Source organism: Candidatus Jidaibacter acanthamoeba, from assembly GCF_000815465.1.
GTDB classification, from domain to species: Bacteria; Pseudomonadota; Alphaproteobacteria; order Rickettsiales; family Midichloriaceae; genus Jidaibacter; species Jidaibacter acanthamoebae.
Genome location: NZ_JSWE01000036.1, coordinates 76,719 through 96,819, shown reverse-complemented (window position 1 = coordinate 96,819; position 20,101 = coordinate 76,719). Strand labels below are relative to the sequence as shown.

Annotated in this window: 14 protein-coding genes; 5 read left to right on the top strand and 9 right to left on the bottom strand. The window is 35.0% G+C overall.

The window, feature by feature from the left end; translation table 11 throughout:
* Nucleotides 1-63: 63 nt before the first annotated feature.
* Genes NF27_RS00920 through mfd form a run of 7 tightly spaced genes read right to left on the bottom strand, consistent with a single transcriptional unit; the run spans nt 64 to nt 11,019 of the window.
* Nucleotides 64-987, bottom strand: coding sequence for a ParB/RepB/Spo0J family partition protein (locus tag NF27_RS00920; protein WP_039454762.1), 924 nt, complete (start codon nt 985-987; stop codon nt 64-66).
* Nucleotides 959-1,771 carry a ParA family protein gene (locus NF27_RS00915; protein WP_039454760.1) on the bottom strand — a complete coding sequence of 271 codons (813 nt, stop codon included), beginning with the start codon at nt 1,769-1,771 and terminating at the stop codon, nt 959-961. Before NF27_RS00915 ends, NF27_RS00920 begins: the two co-directional genes overlap by 29 nt.
* Entirely contained in the window at nt 1,759-2,382 is a 624-nt protein-coding gene (gene rsmG, locus NF27_RS00910) for a 16S rRNA (guanine(527)-N(7))-methyltransferase RsmG (RefSeq protein WP_053332457.1), read from the bottom strand. The genes NF27_RS00915 and rsmG overlap by 13 nt, the downstream gene beginning before the upstream one ends.
* Complete coding sequence (mnmG, locus tag NF27_RS00905) at nt 2,375-4,225, bottom strand: tRNA uridine-5-carboxymethylaminomethyl(34) synthesis enzyme MnmG (RefSeq protein WP_039454758.1); 1,851 nt, start codon at nt 4,223-4,225, stop codon at nt 2,375-2,377. The genes rsmG and mnmG overlap by 8 nt, the downstream gene beginning before the upstream one ends.
* A 28-nt stretch (nt 4,226-4,253) precedes the next feature.
* Nucleotides 4,254-5,603: a tRNA uridine-5-carboxymethylaminomethyl(34) synthesis GTPase MnmE gene (mnmE, locus tag NF27_RS00900; RefSeq protein WP_039454756.1), complete on the bottom strand. Its 1,350-nt coding sequence runs from the start codon at nt 5,601-5,603 to the stop codon at nt 4,254-4,256.
* Nucleotides 5,603-7,531 (bottom strand): lytic transglycosylase domain-containing protein, encoded by a 1,929-nt coding sequence (locus tag NF27_RS00895; protein ID WP_039454754.1) that lies wholly within the window; start codon nt 7,529-7,531, stop codon nt 5,603-5,605. Before NF27_RS00895 ends, mnmE begins: the two co-directional genes overlap by 1 nt.
* A gap of 56 nt (nt 7,532-7,587) precedes the next feature.
* Nucleotides 7,588-11,019, bottom strand: coding sequence for a transcription-repair coupling factor (gene mfd / locus NF27_RS00890; protein ID WP_039454752.1), 3,432 nt, complete (start codon nt 11,017-11,019; stop codon nt 7,588-7,590).
* 135 nt (nt 11,020-11,154) lie between these two features.
* On the opposite strand from mfd, the gene glnA reads away from it, so the two are divergent.
* From glnA to NF27_RS00865, 5 genes are all read left to right on the top strand, one after another.
* Nucleotides 11,155-12,582, top strand: a complete 1,428-nt coding sequence (gene glnA / locus NF27_RS00885) for a type I glutamate--ammonia ligase (protein ID WP_039454750.1) — start codon at nt 11,155-11,157, stop codon at nt 12,580-12,582.
* Nucleotides 12,583-12,722: 140 nt separating this feature from the next.
* Nucleotides 12,723-14,033, top strand: coding sequence for a serpin family protein (locus NF27_RS00880; RefSeq protein ID WP_039454748.1), 1,311 nt, complete (start codon nt 12,723-12,725; stop codon nt 14,031-14,033).
* Nucleotides 14,034-14,128: 95 nt separating this feature from the next.
* A complete protein-coding gene (gene gatB / locus NF27_RS00875; RefSeq protein WP_039454746.1) occupies nt 14,129-15,589 on the top strand; it encodes an Asp-tRNA(Asn)/Glu-tRNA(Gln) amidotransferase subunit GatB in 1,461 nt (486 codons plus the stop codon).
* A 66-nt stretch (nt 15,590-15,655) separates the two neighbouring features.
* Complete coding sequence (locus tag NF27_RS00870; protein ID WP_039454744.1) at nt 15,656-16,585, top strand: DUF6765 family protein; 930 nt, start codon at nt 15,656-15,658, stop codon at nt 16,583-16,585.
* A 25-nt stretch (nt 16,586-16,610) separates the two neighbouring features.
* Nucleotides 16,611-18,632, top strand: coding sequence for a ComEC/Rec2 family competence protein (locus tag NF27_RS00865; RefSeq protein WP_039454743.1), 2,022 nt, complete (start codon nt 16,611-16,613; stop codon nt 18,630-18,632).
* Between the two features lie 131 nt (nt 18,633-18,763).
* On the opposite strand, the gene NF27_RS00860 is transcribed toward NF27_RS00865, so the two are convergent.
* Both NF27_RS00860 and NF27_RS00855 read right to left on the bottom strand, forming a co-directional pair.
* Nucleotides 18,764-19,012, bottom strand: coding sequence for a DUF2312 domain-containing protein (locus NF27_RS00860; protein ID WP_039454741.1), 249 nt, complete (start codon nt 19,010-19,012; stop codon nt 18,764-18,766).
* Between the two features lie 19 nt (nt 19,013-19,031).
* Entirely contained in the window at nt 19,032-20,087 is a 1,056-nt protein-coding gene (locus NF27_RS00855) for an AI-2E family transporter (protein ID WP_039454740.1), read from the bottom strand.
* Nucleotides 20,088-20,101 lie beyond the last annotated feature (14 nt).

Genomic DNA, 20,101 nt, shown 5'->3' with positions numbered 1-20,101 from the left:
TTTCCTTATTAAACATCCGTATAGGGGCTTAAAAGCTAAAATGAAATAGTTTTAGGCATTGCTTTAAAAATTAAGCCCTCTGGAGCCTAAAACTTGAATCAGATTATCCAGGTCATCTAAAGTATTAAAATTAATCTGTACCTGGCCACCGTTTTCAGTGCTAATTATCTTTATAGGTAATTTTAAGCTTTCTTTTAACATCTTTTCTATAGCTAATATATCTTCATTACCTTCCGCCTGAGCGAGTGTGTAATTGTCATTCTCAAATTTAGGTGGAGCTGCGGTAGATTGCCTTTTTAAAGCTCCTTCATTTTTAGCAATTTGCTCTGCATCTCTTACCGATAGCCCTTGCTCAATAATTTGATTTGCAAGCTGCGTAGGGTTGTTTGCACTAATTAAGGTTCTTGCATGCCCAAACGAAAGCTTGTTTTCTTCTACAAGCTGCTTTACTTCTCCCGGAAGGTTTAAAATTCTTAAGCAATTAGAGATATGACTGCGGCTTTTGCTCAGCTTTTTAGCAAGCTGGTCATGAGTATACCCATAAGCTTCTATTAATTTCTGATAAGCTAAAGCTTCTTCTAATACATTTAAATTTTGCCTTTGAATATTTTCAATCATTGCATATTCAAAAGATTTCATTTCATTTACTTCTTTTATAATGGCAGGAATTTCCGTCATACCCGCCTTCTTAGATGCCTGCCACCTTCTTTCTCCTGCAATTAATTCATAAAAGCCGTTATTTAAAGATTTTACTAATATGGGTTGTATTATACCATGCTCTGAAATTGAAGTTGCAAGTTCGTTAATTTCCATTTCAGCAAACACTTTACGGGGCTGATTAGGATTAGGAGATATCTTTCTTATATCAATATTATGTATTCGCTGGTCATCAGTAGCTAAATTACTATCCGGATCAAAATCTAAGGTATTAGTTTGAGAGATTAGAGCTGATAACCCCCTACCCAGCACTTTTCTTTCTTTGCTCATCTTTTATCTCATTATCATTAGTTTTATTATTATTTAATACTTCTTTGGCAAGCATTATATATGCTGCGGAGCCTACACATCTAATATCGTAAATTAGAGCAGGTTTGCCGTGTGAAGGTGCCTCCGAAAGCTTTATATTTCTAGGTATAACCGTTTGGTAGACTAAGTTTTTAAAAGTATTTCTGACATCTTTTTCGACAAGTACGGATAAATTATTCCTTCTATCCATCATAGTAAGGAGAATACCTTCAACATGTAAAGTTGGATTTAGCGATTTTTTTATTAAGTTTATTGTATTAGTTAAATAAGCAAGTCCTTCTAAGGCAAAAAACTCACATTGCAAAGGAATTATAACCGAGTGCGCTGCAGTTAATGCATTGATGGTCAGTAAGCCTAGTGAAGGCGGGCAGTCGATAATTATGAAATCATAATCTTTTATAATCGAAGATAGGTTACTTTTTAAGATTGTTTCTTTGCTGTTAAACTCATAAAGTTCAACTTCAGCTGCTGCTAAATCTATGGTTGAGGTAATTATTTCAAGTTTTGGTATATTGGTTCTTACTATTGCATCTTTAGTATTGAGACCGCTAATCAGTACTTCATAAATAGTTTTATCTCTCTCAGTGCTTTCAACGCCTAAACCTGTGCTGGCGTTGCCTTGCGGATCTAAGTCTATAAGCAAAGTTCGTTTATCTACTGCTGCTATTGCAGTTGCAAGGTTAATTGCAGTCGTAGTTTTACCGACTCCACCTTTTTGATTAGCTATGCAGATTATTTTGCCCATTCTTTTAACTTCTTTATTTCTATTATTACGCCGTCATTATTAAATTTATTTTCATATATTGCTAAATCAAAAGACCAAGAATTTTCCAGTTCTTTAATTTCTTCTATCTGATTCTTACTTTTTAAAAATAAACAAACAGTGTTTTCCGATACTATCGCCTTGCTTGCGTTAAGTAAATAATTAATATTACTGACCGCCCGTGAGACTATGTAATCACTTTTATACCCTGTTAAGGTTTTAAAGTCTTGATTCAGCACTTTACTTTTAAGGTTTAGTTTTAAAACTGCCTCTTTTAAAAAAACAGTTTTTTTAGTGTTGATTTCAACTAAGTTGCAGTTATTTCCTGCAATAGCCAACACTAAGCCCGGAAAGCCACCGCCGCTGCCTAAGTCGGTGACTAGTGCATTTGGGCTATTAATATATTCTATTAGTTGTAAGGAATCTAGTAAATGCCTGGTAACCAGTTCTTCCCTCGAACAGTTTTTCGAGACTAAATTTATTTTTGCATTCCATTTCTCAACTAAATTTAAATAAGTATTTAATTGTAAAATTGTTTCACGTGGAACATTAGGAAAGTTTTCTTCTATTAATTCAGATAATAAATCAACCATATTTTTTCTTAATAAAAATTTGAAGTGCAATTATAGCAGCAGGGGTTATCCCTTGGATTCTCTTAGCATCAGCAATTGAGTTTGGCTTTGTTTTATCAAGTTTTAACCGAACTTCATTGGATAATGAGCCGATCTCTAAATAATTAATCTCACTTGGAATCAATATATCTTTTTCTTCGTGATAAAGTTCCAGGTCTTTACGTTGCCTATCTTCATAAGATGAATATATTGATTCTATGTGTAACTTTTCTAAATATTTTCTAGGATGCTTATTAGCTTCAGGATATATTTTAATTAGCTTTTCTAAGTTAAAAGTCGGAATAGCAAGCAATTGGTATAAACTTCTTCTCACTCCGTCTTTTGAAATCTCGTAGCCGAGCTCAGCAAGTTGGTTCGGCGTATAAGTTATTTTGTTAAGTTCATTTCTAATACTTGCTAAATTTTCCTGCTGATTATTATAAAAGTTTGTTCTTTCAAATGAAACTATATTATGTTTTATTGCTTCCTCAGTCAGTCTTAAATCTGCGTTATCAGGTCTTAGCCTTATTCTATACTCTGCTCTTGAGGTCATCATCCGATAAGGCTCAATTGTACCGTTCGTAGTTAAATCTGAAATCATTACACCAATGTATGAGTCAGATCTTGAATGGGTGTAATCTTTATTATCTATACTGAGTGCCGCATTAATACCTGCGATGGCACCTTGCCCGGCAGCTTCTTCATAGCCGGTAGTTCCGTTAATTTGCCCGGCAAAAAATAAGCCTTTTATTTTTTTAGTTTCCAAGGTCGGCTTTAATTCCCTCGGGTCTATATAGTCATATTCGATAGCATAGCCGGGTCTTAAAATATTTGCCTGTTCCATGCCGATAATTGAATGAACTATCCGGAATTGTACTTCTTCGGGTAGGGAAGTAGAGATACCATTGGGATAAATCACCTCACTATCTAGCCCTTCCGGCTCTAAAAAAATTTGATGTCGTTCTTTTGAGGCGAATCTGACAACTTTATCTTCTATAGAGGGGCAATATCTTGGGCCTACACTTTCAATCTGCCCGGAATACATAGGAGATAAATGTAAGTTTTGATTAATAATTTCATGAGTTTTTGTGGTTGTGTGCGTAATAAAGCATTCAATTTGAGGTACTTTTATTTCCTTAGTCATATACGAAAAGGGTATAGGAGGGTTGTCACCATATTGCTTTTCCAACATATCCCAATTTATTGAGTCACGATGAATTCTTGGGGGAGTGCCGGTTTTAAGCCTGCCTACATTAAACCCTATTGCTCTGATTTTTTTAGCCAGTTCAATCGAAGGGTTTTCATTAACTCTACCGGCCGGTGTTTTCTTAGTACCAATATGGATTATTCCACCTAAAAAGGTACCGGTAGTTAATACCACAGATTTTGAATATAATTGAGTTGAGCCGTAAGCGATGCCTTGAATTGCATTATTATTAATTATTAAATCAGTAACTTCCGCAGTTATTATTTTAAGATTAGGGTAATTATATAAAATATCCTGCATAGCTTTTTTATATAATTTACGATCAGCTTGTGCCCTCGGCCCCCATACAGCCGGCCCTTTGCTTGCGTTTAACATTTTGAAATGAATGCCGGCTTGATCAATTGCTTTTGCCATCACTCCATCCAAGGCATCAACTTCTCTGACGATAATACCTTTAGCTACCCCTCCGATTGAGGGATTACATGACATCTCACCTATATTATCCGGCTTATTAGTAATTAAGCAAGTTTTAGCTCCTATTCTTGCAGCGGCGGCAGCAGCTTCACAGCCGGCATGTCCGGCTCCGATCACAATGACATCAAAATGATATTTCATAATTACCTTAAAAATGTTTCACGTGGAACAATTATTTCCCTATACAAAAATTACTAAAAATTTCATCTAAAACTTCCTCAACATCAACTCTACCGGTAATAGTCCCGATAAAATAGGCTGCTGTTCTTAGATCCTCAGCTGCTAACTCGAGAGTTTTAATATCACTAAATTGCTTTAAATAGGTTACACATTCTTGTAAGGCTTTTCTATACCTGGCTTTAGTGATGACGGGCTCAGAAGAAGGGTTATATTTATCTTTAATATTTTTTAGTAATATATCAAAAAAATTTTCCATACCATACCCGGTTTTTACGGAAATTTCAAGAATATGATTAGGAGGTAAGTTAAAGGAAGGAAAATATTTCTGAGAGCTATAATCTAAAATATCGACTTTATTAAGTAATAAAATTGTACTTCCAGGGTCTTGTAAATTATTTAAAAGATTAGTTGCATCTAAATTTAAAATATCGTCACAAACAAAAATTACTATATCGGCAGATTCTAAGGTAGAAAGAGACCTTTTAACTCCTTCTGATTCTATAACATCTTCAGTTTCTCTAATACCTGCGGTATCGAAGAAAGTTACAGGATAGCCCTCAAGATTGATTTTCACTTCGATCACATCACGAGTAGTGCCGGCAATGTTTGAAACAATTGCAACATCACGCTTAGCAATTAAGTTAAGTAGTGAGGATTTACCGACATTAGGGGCACCAATAATTGCAACATGGATGCCTTTAAATAAAATTTCTCCTCTTTTATCATCAGATACATGCCTTTCAATTTTACCGATTAAATTGTTAATAGCTTCGGTAGCTTCAGTAATAGCTGAAGTAGGAATATCATCGTCCGGGAAATCTATATAAGCTTCAATTTTTGCAAGTATTAAAATCAATTCTTTACGCCAACCTTCATATAAAGTTTCAAGGTTGCCTTGCAGTTGATTAATAGCTAACTTTCTTTGAATGGATGTTTCAGCATCTATAAGCAATGATAATCCTTCAGCTTTAGTTAAATCAAGCTTATTATTCATAAAAGCTCTTTTGGCAAATTCACCGGCTTCAGCGGGACGCAAATAGGGGAGTTGAGAAAGAGCATTAATAGTATCGGAAATTACAGCTATACTACCGTGTAATTGTAATTCAATAATATCCTCTCCCGTAAATGAATGGGGAGCTTTAAAATAAAGCACAATTCCTTCATCTAACAGATCTAAAGTATTAGGGATAAACAATTTGGAAAAATATCCATGATTAGGAGTAGGTTTTTTTATAAAGCCTAAAGCATGGAGCGCACTTAAAGCATGCTCACCGGAAATCCTTATCACAGAAACCCCGGATTTTCCCATTAAGGTTGCAAGGGCAAATATAGTATCAGTCATTACTTTCCTAAGAGACTAGCTAAAAATTGCGGTTGATCAGGTTGCAGTATACTCTCATATACCACCATATTTTCCAATACTTTTTTAACATATGTCCTGGTTTCGGCATAAGGAATAGATTCAATCCAATCCAGCACTTCAGATACACTCTGCATGGTTGCAGGGTCACCGAACTCTCTAATCCAACGTTCAACCGCTTTTTCTCCTGCATTATATGCTGCAATTGCAGGCGCAATATTACCGAAATATTCTACCAATCCGTCAAGGTAATTAACACCTTTTGCAACATTTGCTTTAGGATCGGTTCTAAATGCATTATGATGAAGTCCAAGAGTTTTAGCACATCTTTTTGCGGTCGAAGGGATAAGCTGCATTAAGCCTATAGCTCCGGCCGGGCTTTTAGCTGATTGGTCAAAGTTACTTTCCTGTCTGATAATAGCAAGGTAAAGAGATTTAGAATTTTTGTTATTTGAAATATGGATATCAGTAGGGTAACCGCATTCAAGAAAAGGGCCTTTATGATTAGATAAAAACTTAGCATATTGTATACGTAGAGGCAAAAGCTTTCTATCATTTAAATGCTCTGCAACCAAGTGTTTAACTTTAGGGTCGAGGTCACTATCAGCAACATATTTTGATAATATACGAGCTATATGATTATTACCGGATTCACTCATATAATAAGTTGAAGCTACCAAGTTATCTATCTCCGGTGTAATTATATTCTGTTGAGCAGATTTCTTCTGCGGCAAATAATCAAAAAACTTTTTATCTAAAGATTTAGGGTGCTCGGTAATAGCTAATATACCGTAAAAATGCATTTTATGCTTAGCCGCCGTATCATACCAAGCTTCCATCTTGGGTTTATCATTAAGTTTTTCATAGCTTTTCGCCAACCAGTATGCAGCTCTCGATTTGCAGGTAGCATATTGACAATCCATATATGAGCTATAAAAATGATTGGCTGCAACTTTAGGGTTTTTTAAAAATCTAAGCGCGATCCATCCTGAGATCCACTCTGCTTCCTGAAACTCATCACCTGTTTTAGTACCGTGATGTACGGCGATCCTATAAGCTCGTTTATATTGTTTTTCGCGGATAAAGTTCCTAACAATGGTATGTCTTGCTTTCCACCACTGTTCGGGGTTTGAGAAATGTTTTATCGTTGCAAACTCATTATAAGCTTCAGTATCTCGTTTTTCTTTTAATAATTTTCTTATGTGTCTAAATTTTATGTATTCATCATTTTTAAGTTTAGGATATCTCTTTACCAACATTTCATAGCCGGAAAGGTTATTAGCATAACTTACTTTAACTTTAGTCAGCATTTGCTCACGTGGTGATATAAACTTGCTATAATATATTGCTTGTTCATAATTACCCTGCCACATAAAATTTTGAATTTTTCTGGTAATTAGAGAAGAAGGAATCTGTTTACGATATACATCAAAAACTTGTTGGTCAATTAAAGGGTTTAGGTTGCTAATCTTAGCCCAGTGCTCAAAAAATTTGCTGTTCGGAGTAGTCTTATTTAAAGAAGAGGAAGCATAATTCTCTAAAAACCTTGCAGACTCATTTTTAGCCGGGCAGAGTTTATGCCAACTGATTATTGACTGCAGGGTAGAGCTTATCCCGATTTTTCTCTCAATATCATCCTGAAATCGGCAAACCGGAAACCAGGAATTTTCTTCATAAAAGGTAATTAAAGAAGAGAGGGGATATTTCCCGCTAAGTAATTCTTTAAATCTTACTAAAGAAGTCGCAAGCTTGGGCGAAGAAGAAGCTTGGGCTAAGCTATATGCCTTTTCCCATTCATTGATCTTAGCGTATTTTAGCGCTAGGGTAATTTGTTGGTCATCAATATTGGCAGCATTAGCAGTAAAACTGCATAATAGAAATGCAGATAAGAATCCGAGTAGCTTATACATTGTATTTCTGTATGGATGATGTTGTTACTATATTTATATATTAAGTAAAAAAGAAATTAAACCCCTAGTTGGATTAATATGTTTTCCACTCCCTTAATTTTAGCATTTTGAGTTTTCCATTCTCTCATAATCAAGAGCTTGCCGTCAGCTCTAAGTTTAGCATGATCCGAATGTTTGTGAATAAATTCTAAAGGATTTGCTTTATTAGCGGGCTTTCCGTTTTTAAAATTAATTACTAAAGCTTTATCTCCCAAATCAATTTTTTCTATATTCAGCTGTTTAGCGAGTTGCTTTAATTTTATTATCGCAAAAAGCTGCTCGGCTTCTTCAGGTAAATTACCGAATCTGTCAATTAACTCTGCGGCAAAACTTTCCAGCTCTTTAATTTCTGAAATTTGAGCAATTTTTCTATATATTGAAAGCCTTAGCGAATCATCGCTGATGTAACTCTCCGGGATTTGCACCGAAACGCCGATATTAATCGCCGGACTCCAGTTAGATGGTTCATCATCAGTATTGTTGAGTTTTAACTTTTCAATTGCTTCAGCCAGCATGTCCTGGTAAAGCTCAAGACCAACTTCTTTTATATGTCCCGATTGCTCCTCTCCGATTAAATTACCATGCCCTCTAATATCCATATCATGAGAAGCAACGGTAAATCCTGCACCTAATGTCTCAAGCGATTGAATAACTTCCAAACGTTTTTTAGCAATCGGGTTTAAGTTGTATCCTTTGCCGGTTATCAGATAAGCATATGCCCTATTATTACTTCTGCCTACTCTTCCTCTGATTTGATAAAGTTGAGCGAGCCCGAACATATCCGCTTTATCAATAATTATAGTATTAGCAAAAGGTATATCCAATCCTGATTCAACAATAGTGGTTGATAATAAAACTTCAAACTTTCCATCATAAAAATCATTCATTATTTGATCAAGTTTTGAAGCAGGCATTTGTCCATGGGCTCTTACCACTTTAATTTCCGGGAGAATTTCTTTAAGCTTTAATTCCAGCTCGTCAAGGTAACTGATTCTCGGGGTAACATAAAAAGTTCTGCCGCCTCTTGCGCATTCACGTAATATTGCTTCTCTGATTATAAAAGCATCGTAAGGCATTATATAAGTTTTAATCGGTTGTCTATTGACGGGAGGGGTAGTAATTAAACTTAAATCTTTAATTCCGCTTAAGGACATTTGTAAAGTCCTCGGGATAGGAGTAGCCGAAAGTGTAATAATATGAGTATAGGATTTTAATTTTTTTAGTTTTTCCTTCTGTGCAACCCCGAAATGCTGTTCCTCATCAATGATTATCAGCCCTAAATTTTTAAATTTTACATCATTACTTAAAAGCGCATGTGTACCGATAATGATATCGACTTTACCTTCTTCTAAATCTTTCTTCACTTGATCGGCTTCTTTTTTAGGTACGAACCTTGAGAGCTGAGCGACTCTCACCGGAAAATCTCCGAAGCGGTTGCTGAAATTCTGATAATGCTGGCGGGAAAGTAGCGTCGTCGGAACGATGACCGCAACCTGTAGAGGAACGGCGGAAAGCACGGCAACTGCTGCAGCTCTTAAAGCAACTTCGGTTTTCCCGAACCCTACATCGCCGCAAATAAGCCTATCCAAAGGTTTGCCGCTTCTTAAATCCTGTTCTATATCTTCTATTGCACTAAGTTGATCTTCAGTTTCCATATAAGGAAATTTGCGGCAGAACTTTTCATACATATCCGGTATTGCTTCTAAAACAATCCCTTTTTCAACTTCACGCTTTGCCGCAGTTTTCAACAGTTCTTCGGCCGCAAGTTTAAGCCTGTTTTTAAGCTTAGCTTTTCTGGTTTGCCAAGCTATACCGCCTAATTTATCAAGCGTTACGGCAATGTCATCCCCACCATATTTTGAAATTACCTCTAAGTTTTCAACCGGCACATAAAGTTTATCATCATCTCTGTAAATAATCTTTATAAAGTCATGTACAGCACCTGCTACTTCTAAGGTTTCAAGTCTTTCAAATCTACCGATTCCATGATCAATATGAACTACAAACTCGCCTTCAGAAAGAGTGTTGGCTTCCTGCAAAAATTTAGCTGAATTCTTTTTTCGCTTTCGTGCTCGTGATAACCTTTCTCCAAGCAGATCCTGCTCACTTAAGAAAATATAATTTTCAAAAGTAAAACCTTGCTCAATAGGCAGGATTGCAAGCCCTAAAGTTTTCCCTGAAAGGTTACTTATTTCATCCCAGCAATTGATGTCTATCGTATGAAAGCTATTATCTAAAAGCATGTTTTTTAAACGCCCTCTGGAGCCCTCGGTAAAACAACAGATAATAAATCGGTTTTGTCTTCGGCTTTTATTTTGAAGAGGAGTTCTAAGTTGCTCTATATAATTTCTTAAAGTTGTAAGGGTGGAAAGATTATTAGCTTTTGATTCTATAAATAAATTAGTAGCAGGTGAAAAATATTGTATACTGTTTTTTTCCCGGAAGCTATAAAGGACTTTAGAAATATATTTATCTAAATTGGTTTTACATTCTTCGGGGTTTAAATATAAAAGTGCAGGATTTAACGGATGATAATTTTTATCGGTCGATAACTTAATTCTTGTAGCATAGGATTCTTCAATAAATTTATATTGTCCGTTTAAGTCATCGATTAACCTGTCATGATATAAAACTACTGCAGGAGCGGGGATATAATCGAACAAATTACTTAAATTATCATAAAATAACGGTAGCCAGTGTTCCATTCCGGTATACTTACTTTTTGCGCTAATTGCCTCTAAAAGGGGATCGTTTAAAACTCCGAATAATTTTCTATAGTTATTTTTAAACGTATCAGCCGTTTCATCATTGATTATTATCTCACTTACAGGGTAAATAGTACATTCTTCAACTTTTTCTAAGCTAAGTTGAGTCTCCGTATCAAATAGCTTAAGTGAATCTACTTCATCTCCGAAAAAGCTGATTCTAAAGCCTTTATTATCACTACTAGATACAATATCAATAATTCCGCCTCTTATGGCATATTCACCGGGCTCGTTCGCAGTTGCCGATCTTAAATATCCTAAAGTATTTAAATTATTTAAAAGCGCATCTCGTGAAATTTTATCATAAATTTTAATATTTATAATTGTCGAGAGCAGCAAATCTTTAGGAAAAGTTTTTTGCAGAAGATTAGCAAAAGTAGTAATTAAAACTTTCTTACTATTTTTAGATTCAAGCAACCTGCTTAAAGTTTTTATTCTTTGTAAGCCTACTTCGGAACTAGGGGAGACCCGATCATAAGGAAGAGCGTCCCAAGCAGGGAGATATACTACCTCAGCGGAAGGCATAAAAAAATTAATAGCCGTAGATATATTATCAATTTCAGACTCCTGGCTTGCTATATAACAAATAAAGTCAGAGGTTTCCAAATACTGAGTAATAACCGTTGCTTCAGTACTTTTCGGTAAATATAAATTTTTTTGTTCTAAAAAATCTTGTTTAAGCATCCCATAAATCCGCAATAAACAGGCGCTCAGTATACCTTTTTAATTTAACTTTGCCAAGCATTACATCACTTCTCGCATTGCACAATATAATTATAATGCTATATAACTCAGATAAAAAACATGGGAGTGAGTAGTATGTTATCAAAAAAATCTATTATTAATGATGTGCTGAGAAGAATAAAAGATGAGAATATCCAATTCATTGATTTTAGATTTACCGATACTTTAGGTAAATTTCATCATACCACTTATAAATCTTCTTTTATCGGTGAGAGCGAGTTAATAAATGGATTAATGTTTGACGGTTCATCAATTGCAGGCTGGAAGCAAATAAACTGCTCTGATATGATAATTAAGCCGGATTGCTCAATGGCATTTATTGATCCGTTCACCAGTCAATCTACAATGGTGCTTATCTGTGATGTTATCGACCCGGAAACTCAAGAAGGATATAATCGTGATCCGAGAACCATAGCCGGGAAAGCACAGCAGTATCTACAATCCGGTAAGGTGGGTGACAAAGCATATTTTGGTCCTGAGCTTGAATTCTTTATCTTTGATGATGTTCGTTTTATAAACACGCCTCATGAATCAGGGGTGATTCTTGATTCGGAAGAGGCTTCCTGTAATAGTAATAAAAAATATGAATCGGGAAATACGGGTCATAGAGCAGGTGTAAAGGGAGCTTATTTCCCAGTACCTCCGATTGATTTATTTCATGATATCAGATCGGAAATGGTTTTAGCTATTGAATCAATAGGTTTAAAAGCAAGTGTTCATCATCATGAAGTTGCGGAAAGTCAGTGTGAGATAGGTTTCGAATATGCGGAGCTGGTAGCTTCAAGTGATAACGTACAAAAATTTAAATATGTAATAAAAAATGTGGCGGCATCTTATGGGAAAAGTGCAACTTTTATGCCGAAACCAATTTTCGGTGATAATGGCTCGGGAATGCATACCCATCAATCAATTTGGCTTAAAGACAATAATTTATTCTTTGATAAGAACGGCAAATATGTAGAGCTTTCAGAAATGTGCCTTTATTATATAGGCGGTATAATTAAGCATGCTAAAGCAATCAATGCGTTTTCTAACCCCTCAACCAACAGTTATAAAAGATTAGTTCCGGGATATGAAGCTCCGGTTCAACTTGCATATTCAGCATGCAACCGCTCTGCTGCAATTAGGATACCTTATGTCTATAACTCTAAAGCAAAAAGAATAGAAGTTCGTTTCCCCGACCCTACCGCTAATCCTTATTTAACCTTTGCCGCTATGTTGATGGCGGGCTTAGACGGGATTAAAAACAAGATCCATCCGGGGCAGGCAAATGATAATGATTTATACAATTTAAGCATAGAAGAAGCTGAAAAAATTCCGACTGTTTGCGGGTCACTAAGGGAAGCGCTTGAGTCATTAAATCAGGATAGAGAATTTCTAAAAGTAGGTGAGGTATTTAGTGATGATATGTTAGATGCTTATATCGCACTCAAAATGAAAGAAGTCGAACAGTTGGAAAGAAGACCGCATCCCATTGAATTTGAGATGTATTATGCAGGTTAAAAAGCATTAATAGCATTATTGTTATAATTTTATAAGAAAATAAACTTTTGTTTAATAAAAGAATAGCAAAAAGTAACTAGCCATTTTATGACCTGCTTTGTAATAGTATGTTATAACAACTTATAAAATATTATAATACCATGAAAAGTAATATAGCTTCCCGTTTATGGGACGACGGAATAATATATAATAATACAGCTGACAGATATGTTGAGCGGCTTGAAGAAATTAGTAAAACTTATAGACTGCATCTTCAGAATAGAGTGGAAATTGAAAAACATATAGTATCTATAGTATATAATTTTGTGCAGGTGTTGTTACTACATATAGAAATTCTTGAAGATGATTTAATTGCCGAACGCTTTATACGCTCTTATGTAAATAATGAATTGTATTCTAAAGTTCGTTTAAAATTAGATATTCTTAGGGATATTGTAAATCAAGGGTTTCAGGGGCATATAATACATGCGGATATGGAAATCAGCTCATTGTATTCAAGTATTTTAAAAATTTTTTATGTTAGCAAAACTATTACTAATAATGATATAATAACTCCTTATATTAATTCATTCTCATTAAGTATAATTTCAGTAATAAGCAACCTTAACACAAACTTTAATAATAGAGGCGCCGCTAGTATAAAAATTTTAGAGAAAGTAAATAAGTACTTAACAGAAGAAGGAAAAGATTTTTGTGCTAAATTAGTACAAAGCCATATTAATCGCATTAAAAGCTGTTTAATACTTTTTAAACTTATGAAAAATTTACAAGTTCTTAACAATCGAGATTTAAAAATTGAGTCGGCTGCTCCCGTTTCTATTAATTATTATAAAAATCTTGAGAAGGTTGTTTTCAAAATATATGATAAGCCTGCTAAAGATAAGAGAGATTATTTTTCAGAGTGTGCGGAGTCCCTGCTTGATATATTTCAACTCAACCCTGCACTCTACTTGAAAAATGAACAAGCAACCGAAATTATCAAAGCCTGTATAAATCCGTCAATATACTTTGAGTTTGTTAAAAGGTTATATGATGTTTTAGATTTAAGGAGAGAGATTTACGAGAATTTCAAAAACTTTGTTAGTGAAGGAAATAAATATATTTATATCTATGCTCGTGCAATTGTAAGCTTCATATATAATAGAGATGATTACCTTTGTATAAATGAGGAAGGAAAAGTTCTGCGCCCTGCTAAGGCTGTTCTTGAATTAAATGATTTGTTGGATAAACATCATAACGGCAAATTGCTCGACGTTGTACAAAATTTCTTCAGCCAAAATAACCAATTAAAAGAATATAGAGAGTTAATAGTTAAAATTGAAGGTGAAAAAAAACCTCAAGCTTCAAGTGAAAATTCACAAATCTCACTATATAGTAAGCACCTGCCTTCATATGTTCAGCAGCTTGCTCAAGAGAGAAGAGGATTTGAGCAATACTCTGCAAGAATGTAATAAGGTTAGTAGGCTTAAAATAACTGTTGCTTGATCAATTGTTGGAAAAATGTTAATTTTTCCTGCATAAATTATTGATTGAATTATAAAAAAATATGGCAGCTCAAATTATTAAAGGTGTAACCGGTGATTGGGAACTGGTAATTGGTCTTGAAATCCATGCCCAGGTAAGTTCTAATTCTAAATTATTTTCCGGAAGTTCAACTGAATTCGGAGCTGAGCCGAATACCCAGGTTTCATTTGTAGATGCCGCTATGCCCGGGATGTTGCCCGTAATTAATGAAAAATGTATTGAGCAGGCAGTTAGAACCGGGTTAGGACTCGGTGCGCAAATCAATAAGTTTTCAGTATTTGATCGAAAGAATTATTTTTATCCTGATCTTCCGCAAGGTTATCAGATATCACAATTCAAAGACCCGATCGTAGGCAAAGGTGTAGTGCATGTGGATATGCCGGACGGTACGGTGAAAGAAGTAGGGATCACTAGAATCCACCTTGAGCAGGATGCCGGTAAAAGTATTCATGATCAAAGCCCGACCGAAACTTATATTGACCTCAACCGTTCAGGTATTGCCTTAATGGAGATAGTAACCGAGCCTGATATCAGAAGTAGTGAAGAAGCAGGTGAATTTATGAAAAAGCTCCGTTCAATACTTCGTTATCTTGAAACATGTGATGGTGATATGGAAAAAGGCTCTTTAAGATGTGATGCTAACGTTTCCGTAAGAAGAGTAGGTGCTAAGGAATACGGTACGCGAGCGGAAATAAAAAATGTTAATTCAATAAAAAATATTATAAGAGCAATTGAATTCGAAGCGGCAAGGCAAGTCGATTTAATTGAAGGCGGTGGAACAGTTGATCAGGAAACCAGATTATTTGATGCTTTGCTTAATGAGACAAGATCAATGAGAAGTAAAGAAGATGCTCAGGATTATCGTTATTTCCCTGACCCTGATCTTTTACCTCTTACTTTAACAGATGAATATATTGAAAATATCAGAAAGAGCTTACCTGAGCTTCCTGATCAGAAAAAAGAGCGATATATCAAGCAGATGGGGTTGTCTACATATGATGCAGGGGTGATAGTAGCTGATCAGGTGGTAGCAAAATATTTTGAAGAAGCAGCACAGAATGCCGATGCGAAGCTTGTAGCTAACTGGATTACCGCAGAGCTGTTCGGCAGATTAAATAAAGCCGGCCTTGAAATCGAGCAATCACCAATTAAAGCTAAGCAGGTCGGGGATCTGGTTAAACTAATAAAAGACGGCACTATTTCAGGGAAAATTGCTAAACAAGTTTTTGACATTATGTTTGAAACAGGTGACGAGCCTAAAGCAATTGTTGAAAGGGAAGGCTTGGTACAAGTTTCCGATACTAAAGCCATTGAGCAATTAATCGAACAAGTGCTTACTGAGAATCAAGATAAGGTTAATGAGTACAGAAGCGGCAAAGATAAACTGTTCGGCTTCTTTGTCGGACAAGTGATGAAGCTGTCTCAAGGTAAATTCAATCCGTCGATCGTAAATGATTTACTAGTTCAAAAATTAAAAGGTTAAAGGGGCTTCCGTAGATATAAGCTTAAAGGGTAAGATAGCATTTCTTACCCTTTTTCAGATATATTTATGGATATTGAATTTCACTACTATATTAATTATTTAATTGCCGTGAAAGCAGGATTTAATTTAAATCAAGCTTATAAAATTGCTTATAGTGCACAATTTGTTGATGATAATACTGAAGAAATAGTGGTTTATAATAAAGAAAACCAGCCTTTCAACTCTGTTTTAACACAAAGTTATATTCCATTTATAAACCAAAATAAACTAACTCAAACTTATTTATGCTTTCATTTTATTCCCGGAGAATTTATAGAAGCTGCCGGTTTAAGAAAAGATAATGCAAAACATCTGCTTGCAACCACTCCGGGTAGTTTCCTCGCTCGCAAAATACTAAGAGTTTCTCTTGATTCCCAAGATCTTTACCAAATAGGAGTTGCTTCACATGCTTTTGCTGATACTTGGGCACATGCTAATTTTGTTGGTACTTACAGTGATTTCAACAGCGGAAATAACCTATTAAACTCATTAATTCCTAACCTAGGCCATGCTGATTATTTTAATAAACCAGATAGGATAGATCTAATTTGGCATGATGATAGGTTAAAAGTTTCTGAAGTTAATAATAAAAAAAAGTTCATTGCTGCTGCAAAAGAGCTGTTTTTAGAATACAGCAATCTTTTATCTTCAAGACGTGCGATAGAGCAGGAGCTAAGAGAACTTAGTTCGGATTTGGAGCAAGCCATCGGAGAGATAGGGCAATATAGTTATAGAGAGCGAATTAATAACTATCAGAATTTAGCGCTAAAATACTCTAACAGAAGAATAATATTATATAATAAAAAATTATGGAAGAATTCAGCATACCTTAAAACCGCTAAGGGGTACCGGTGGAAAGATGATTATTTGAGAAGTGATTGGTATTTATTTCAAAAAGCTGCAAAAAGTTATAAAAAATATGCCTGGAACTTAATTTCTAAACGAGTTAATAATTAGCTGAAAATAGCTTTATATTAAATAAGTGACGGGAAAATTAAAAGAATATCTTCAAAAAGAATTTGAAAACTATTTTGCTTGGATTCCGGTATTTTTAAGTTTCGGTATTTTAATTTATTTTATACTGCCTATAGAACCGTCTTTATATTTTAGTTTTGTGCTTAGCGGGATCTTATTTATAATACTTGTTATATCTTTTTTTAAAAAGTTTAATCTATTTAAAGTTTCGCTGCTAATGTTTTGTATCGCGCTCGGGTTCAGTTCAGCTTCACTTAGAACTTATTCTGCAGATACGAAAACTTTAGAAAAAGAAACGGGAAAAGTTTGGGTAAAGGGTAAAGTTGCTCAAATCCAGCATATGCAAGTAGGGAAGAGAATATTATTAAGAGACGTAAAAATATATAATAAAAATATTAACCGACTTAATAATGTTAGACTGAGTATAAGAACAAAATGCGAAGGACTAAGTATAGGTGATACGGTTAAACTGGCGGCAGTTCTGCTTCCGCCCCCAAAGCCGGTTACCCCGCATGGGTATGACTTTTCCAGGTATGCTTATTTTAAGAATTTAAGTGCTATAGGCTACGCAGTAAATAAAATAAGAGTAGTAGAAAAATCCGAAAGCAGTTTAGGAAACTTTTTTGTTAATCTTAGAAATAAGGTTATTGAAAGAGTTAAAGCAAACCTTTCCGAGCCGATGGCAGGGATTGCAAACGGTATATTGGTTGGGGATTCCAGCTCTATATCAAAAGCTGATTATGATATCGTCAGGGTTTCAGGTATAGCTCACCTATTGGCTATTTCTGGAATGCATATGGTAGTAGTGGTTGCTATACTTTTCATCAGTATTCGTTTTTTAATAATTAGGTCGGAATATCTTGCGCTTAGAGTAGATGCTAAAAAAGCGGCCGCAGTTGTAGCTCTAATAGGAAGCACTTTATATTTGCTGCTAACTTTAGCACCTGTCTCCGCCCAGAGAGCTTATATAATGTCGAGTATAATACTGCTTGCAATAATTTCGGATCATAATTCCTCAGCGCTTAGAGCTGTGGCAATTGCAGCAATTATTATTTTAGTGATAACTCCTGAAGAGGTGCTGAGCCCAAGTTTGCAAATGTCGTTTGTTGCTTCCCTCGCGCTCATTTCAAGTTTTGGGTTTTTCAATAAGTTTCTAATTAAAAATAGTGATAAGAAGTATATAAAATTATTTAATTATTTTATATCAATTATATTTTCAACTCTTATTGCCGGTCTCGCTACCGCGCCTTTCATCATTTATCACTTTAATCAGTTTTCGCCTTATAGTGTTTTAACTAATTTAATTGCTATACCAATTAATGATTTTTGGGTAATGCCTTTCGGATTATTATCTTTAATTCTCATGCCTTTGGGAGCAGAACAGATTCCTATCGCCGTAATGGGATATGGGGTTAGCTTAATCTTTAAGGTAGCAAGTATAATAAGTGCGCTTCCGTATTCCTCTTTTAGTATCCCGAGTTTTTCCAATATAGGTATATTTCTGATATATCTGGGTAGCATAGGTTTATTTGTTTCAGTAACTCACTTGAGGTTTATATTTATTATTCCCCTCTTAATCGGTCTATTTACTAAAAATCCTTACCTTGATCCGGATATACTTATTGAAAATAACGGGAAAATATTTGCAGTTAGGATAGGAAATGAATTAATTTTTTCTTCCAGAGGCGGAGCAAAGTTTACCCGTGAAGCATGGAAACAGGCATACATGCAAAAGGAGATAAAGACCCTGAAGCAACTACAAATCCCGACATGTACTTTAGGCTCATGTTTATATAACAAGCACGGTAAAAATATATTTATCTATTCTAAAGGCAATATAAACTGTAGCTCAGTTAACCTGGACTTAATTATAAACCTTAGTGAAGAGTCTGTAAAATGTGACCTGAGGACTAAATCAATAGGTTTGCTGGAGCTTAAAAGGGGCGGTAATCTTGCAATATGGTTAACTGAAAATAATATAAAAACAACCTACAGCGGCTCAGTGCATAAGTTAAGACCCTGGCACTAAGCTTTATACTATTTTCCATTTTAAATGCTACTGATTTGCTCGTCATTTATGTAGATAAATCTACACTGCACTCCTCGCTCATTGTATCGGTTTATGCGGGAAATAATAGCAGATTATCTATATAGTAAGTATTATTCAATAATTAAGCCGATAGCCCGCTTATATGTTTCAAGCAGTGCATCTTCTTCAGCCAGTTCTTCCTTTTTCATTTTACGTGCTCTGATTACTTGCTTCATGATCTTTGGCTCAAACCCACCAGATTTTGCTTCGGCAAATAAGTCTTTAATATTTTCGGATATTTCTCTTTTTTCCTGCTCCAGCCTTTCAATTCTTTCAATAAATTGTTTTAAAACGTCTGAAGCTATTCCGCCAACTGCCATAATACTCCTTTATATACTATTATAATAAACTATTATAAAATTTACTTTGTTTATATTTTGTAATTGCAAATCTTATAACTACTCCTACAATTGCAGTCAAGGGTACAGCGACAAGAACTCCAATAAATCCGAATAATGCTCCCAGTGCAAGAAGGCCGAAAATAATCCAAACCGGGTGGAGCCCGACTTTATCACCTATTAATTTTGGAGTAATAAAACTACCTTCCATAATTTGCCCTGAGACGAATATTGCAATTACCCCGATCACATGGCTTAAACTTTGAAATTGCAAGGCCGCAGTAATAACTGCAAGGGTTGTTCCGAATAATATCCCTACAAAAGGTATAAAACTGAACATACCGGTTAAAATACCAAGCGATAGCCCTGATTCAAGCCCCATTATACTTAATGCGGTTGCGTAGTAACACCCCAAAATTAGGCATACGTAAGTTTGCCCCCTCAAGTATCCTGAAAGAGTTATATCAAGTTCTTTAAATAGTCGGTTAGCCGAATTATAAAAACGTTTAGGAACAAAAGTTTTAACCGTGCGCGGAATTTTTTCCCAATCTCTTAGCACATAAAAGGTTATAATCGGGGTAAGTAATGTTAAAGAAATGGTATTTACTGCCGCAGCGCCCGAATGAAAAATTTCTTTTAACAGGTTAGTAGTAAAGGTGACTATATACCCTGACGCATCGCTTAACCCTTGTTCTATTCTACTCGTATATTCGGGAGGGATTCCTTTTATTTTATAAATTAGTGTAGGTACTATTTGGTTATTTAATGAGCTTTTATATTTTAGTAAAAAATCTGTGAGTTTATAAATTTGGTTATACATCATAGGTACTATCATCATTAAAATGAAGCCGACTATGATAAAGAAAACCAAAGTCACAAATATAGTTCCCATAGTTCTTGAAATTTTAAAATATCTCAATTTTCTCACAAACGGGTCCAGTAGATATGCAAAAACTAAAGCCATAACAAAAGGCAGCATTATGCCTTTTATTAAATAAGATAGGTATAGTAACACTAAAACACCTAAGCCGATCAGAAAAGTCTTGTCTTTTAGCATCTTTAAAAATCCTT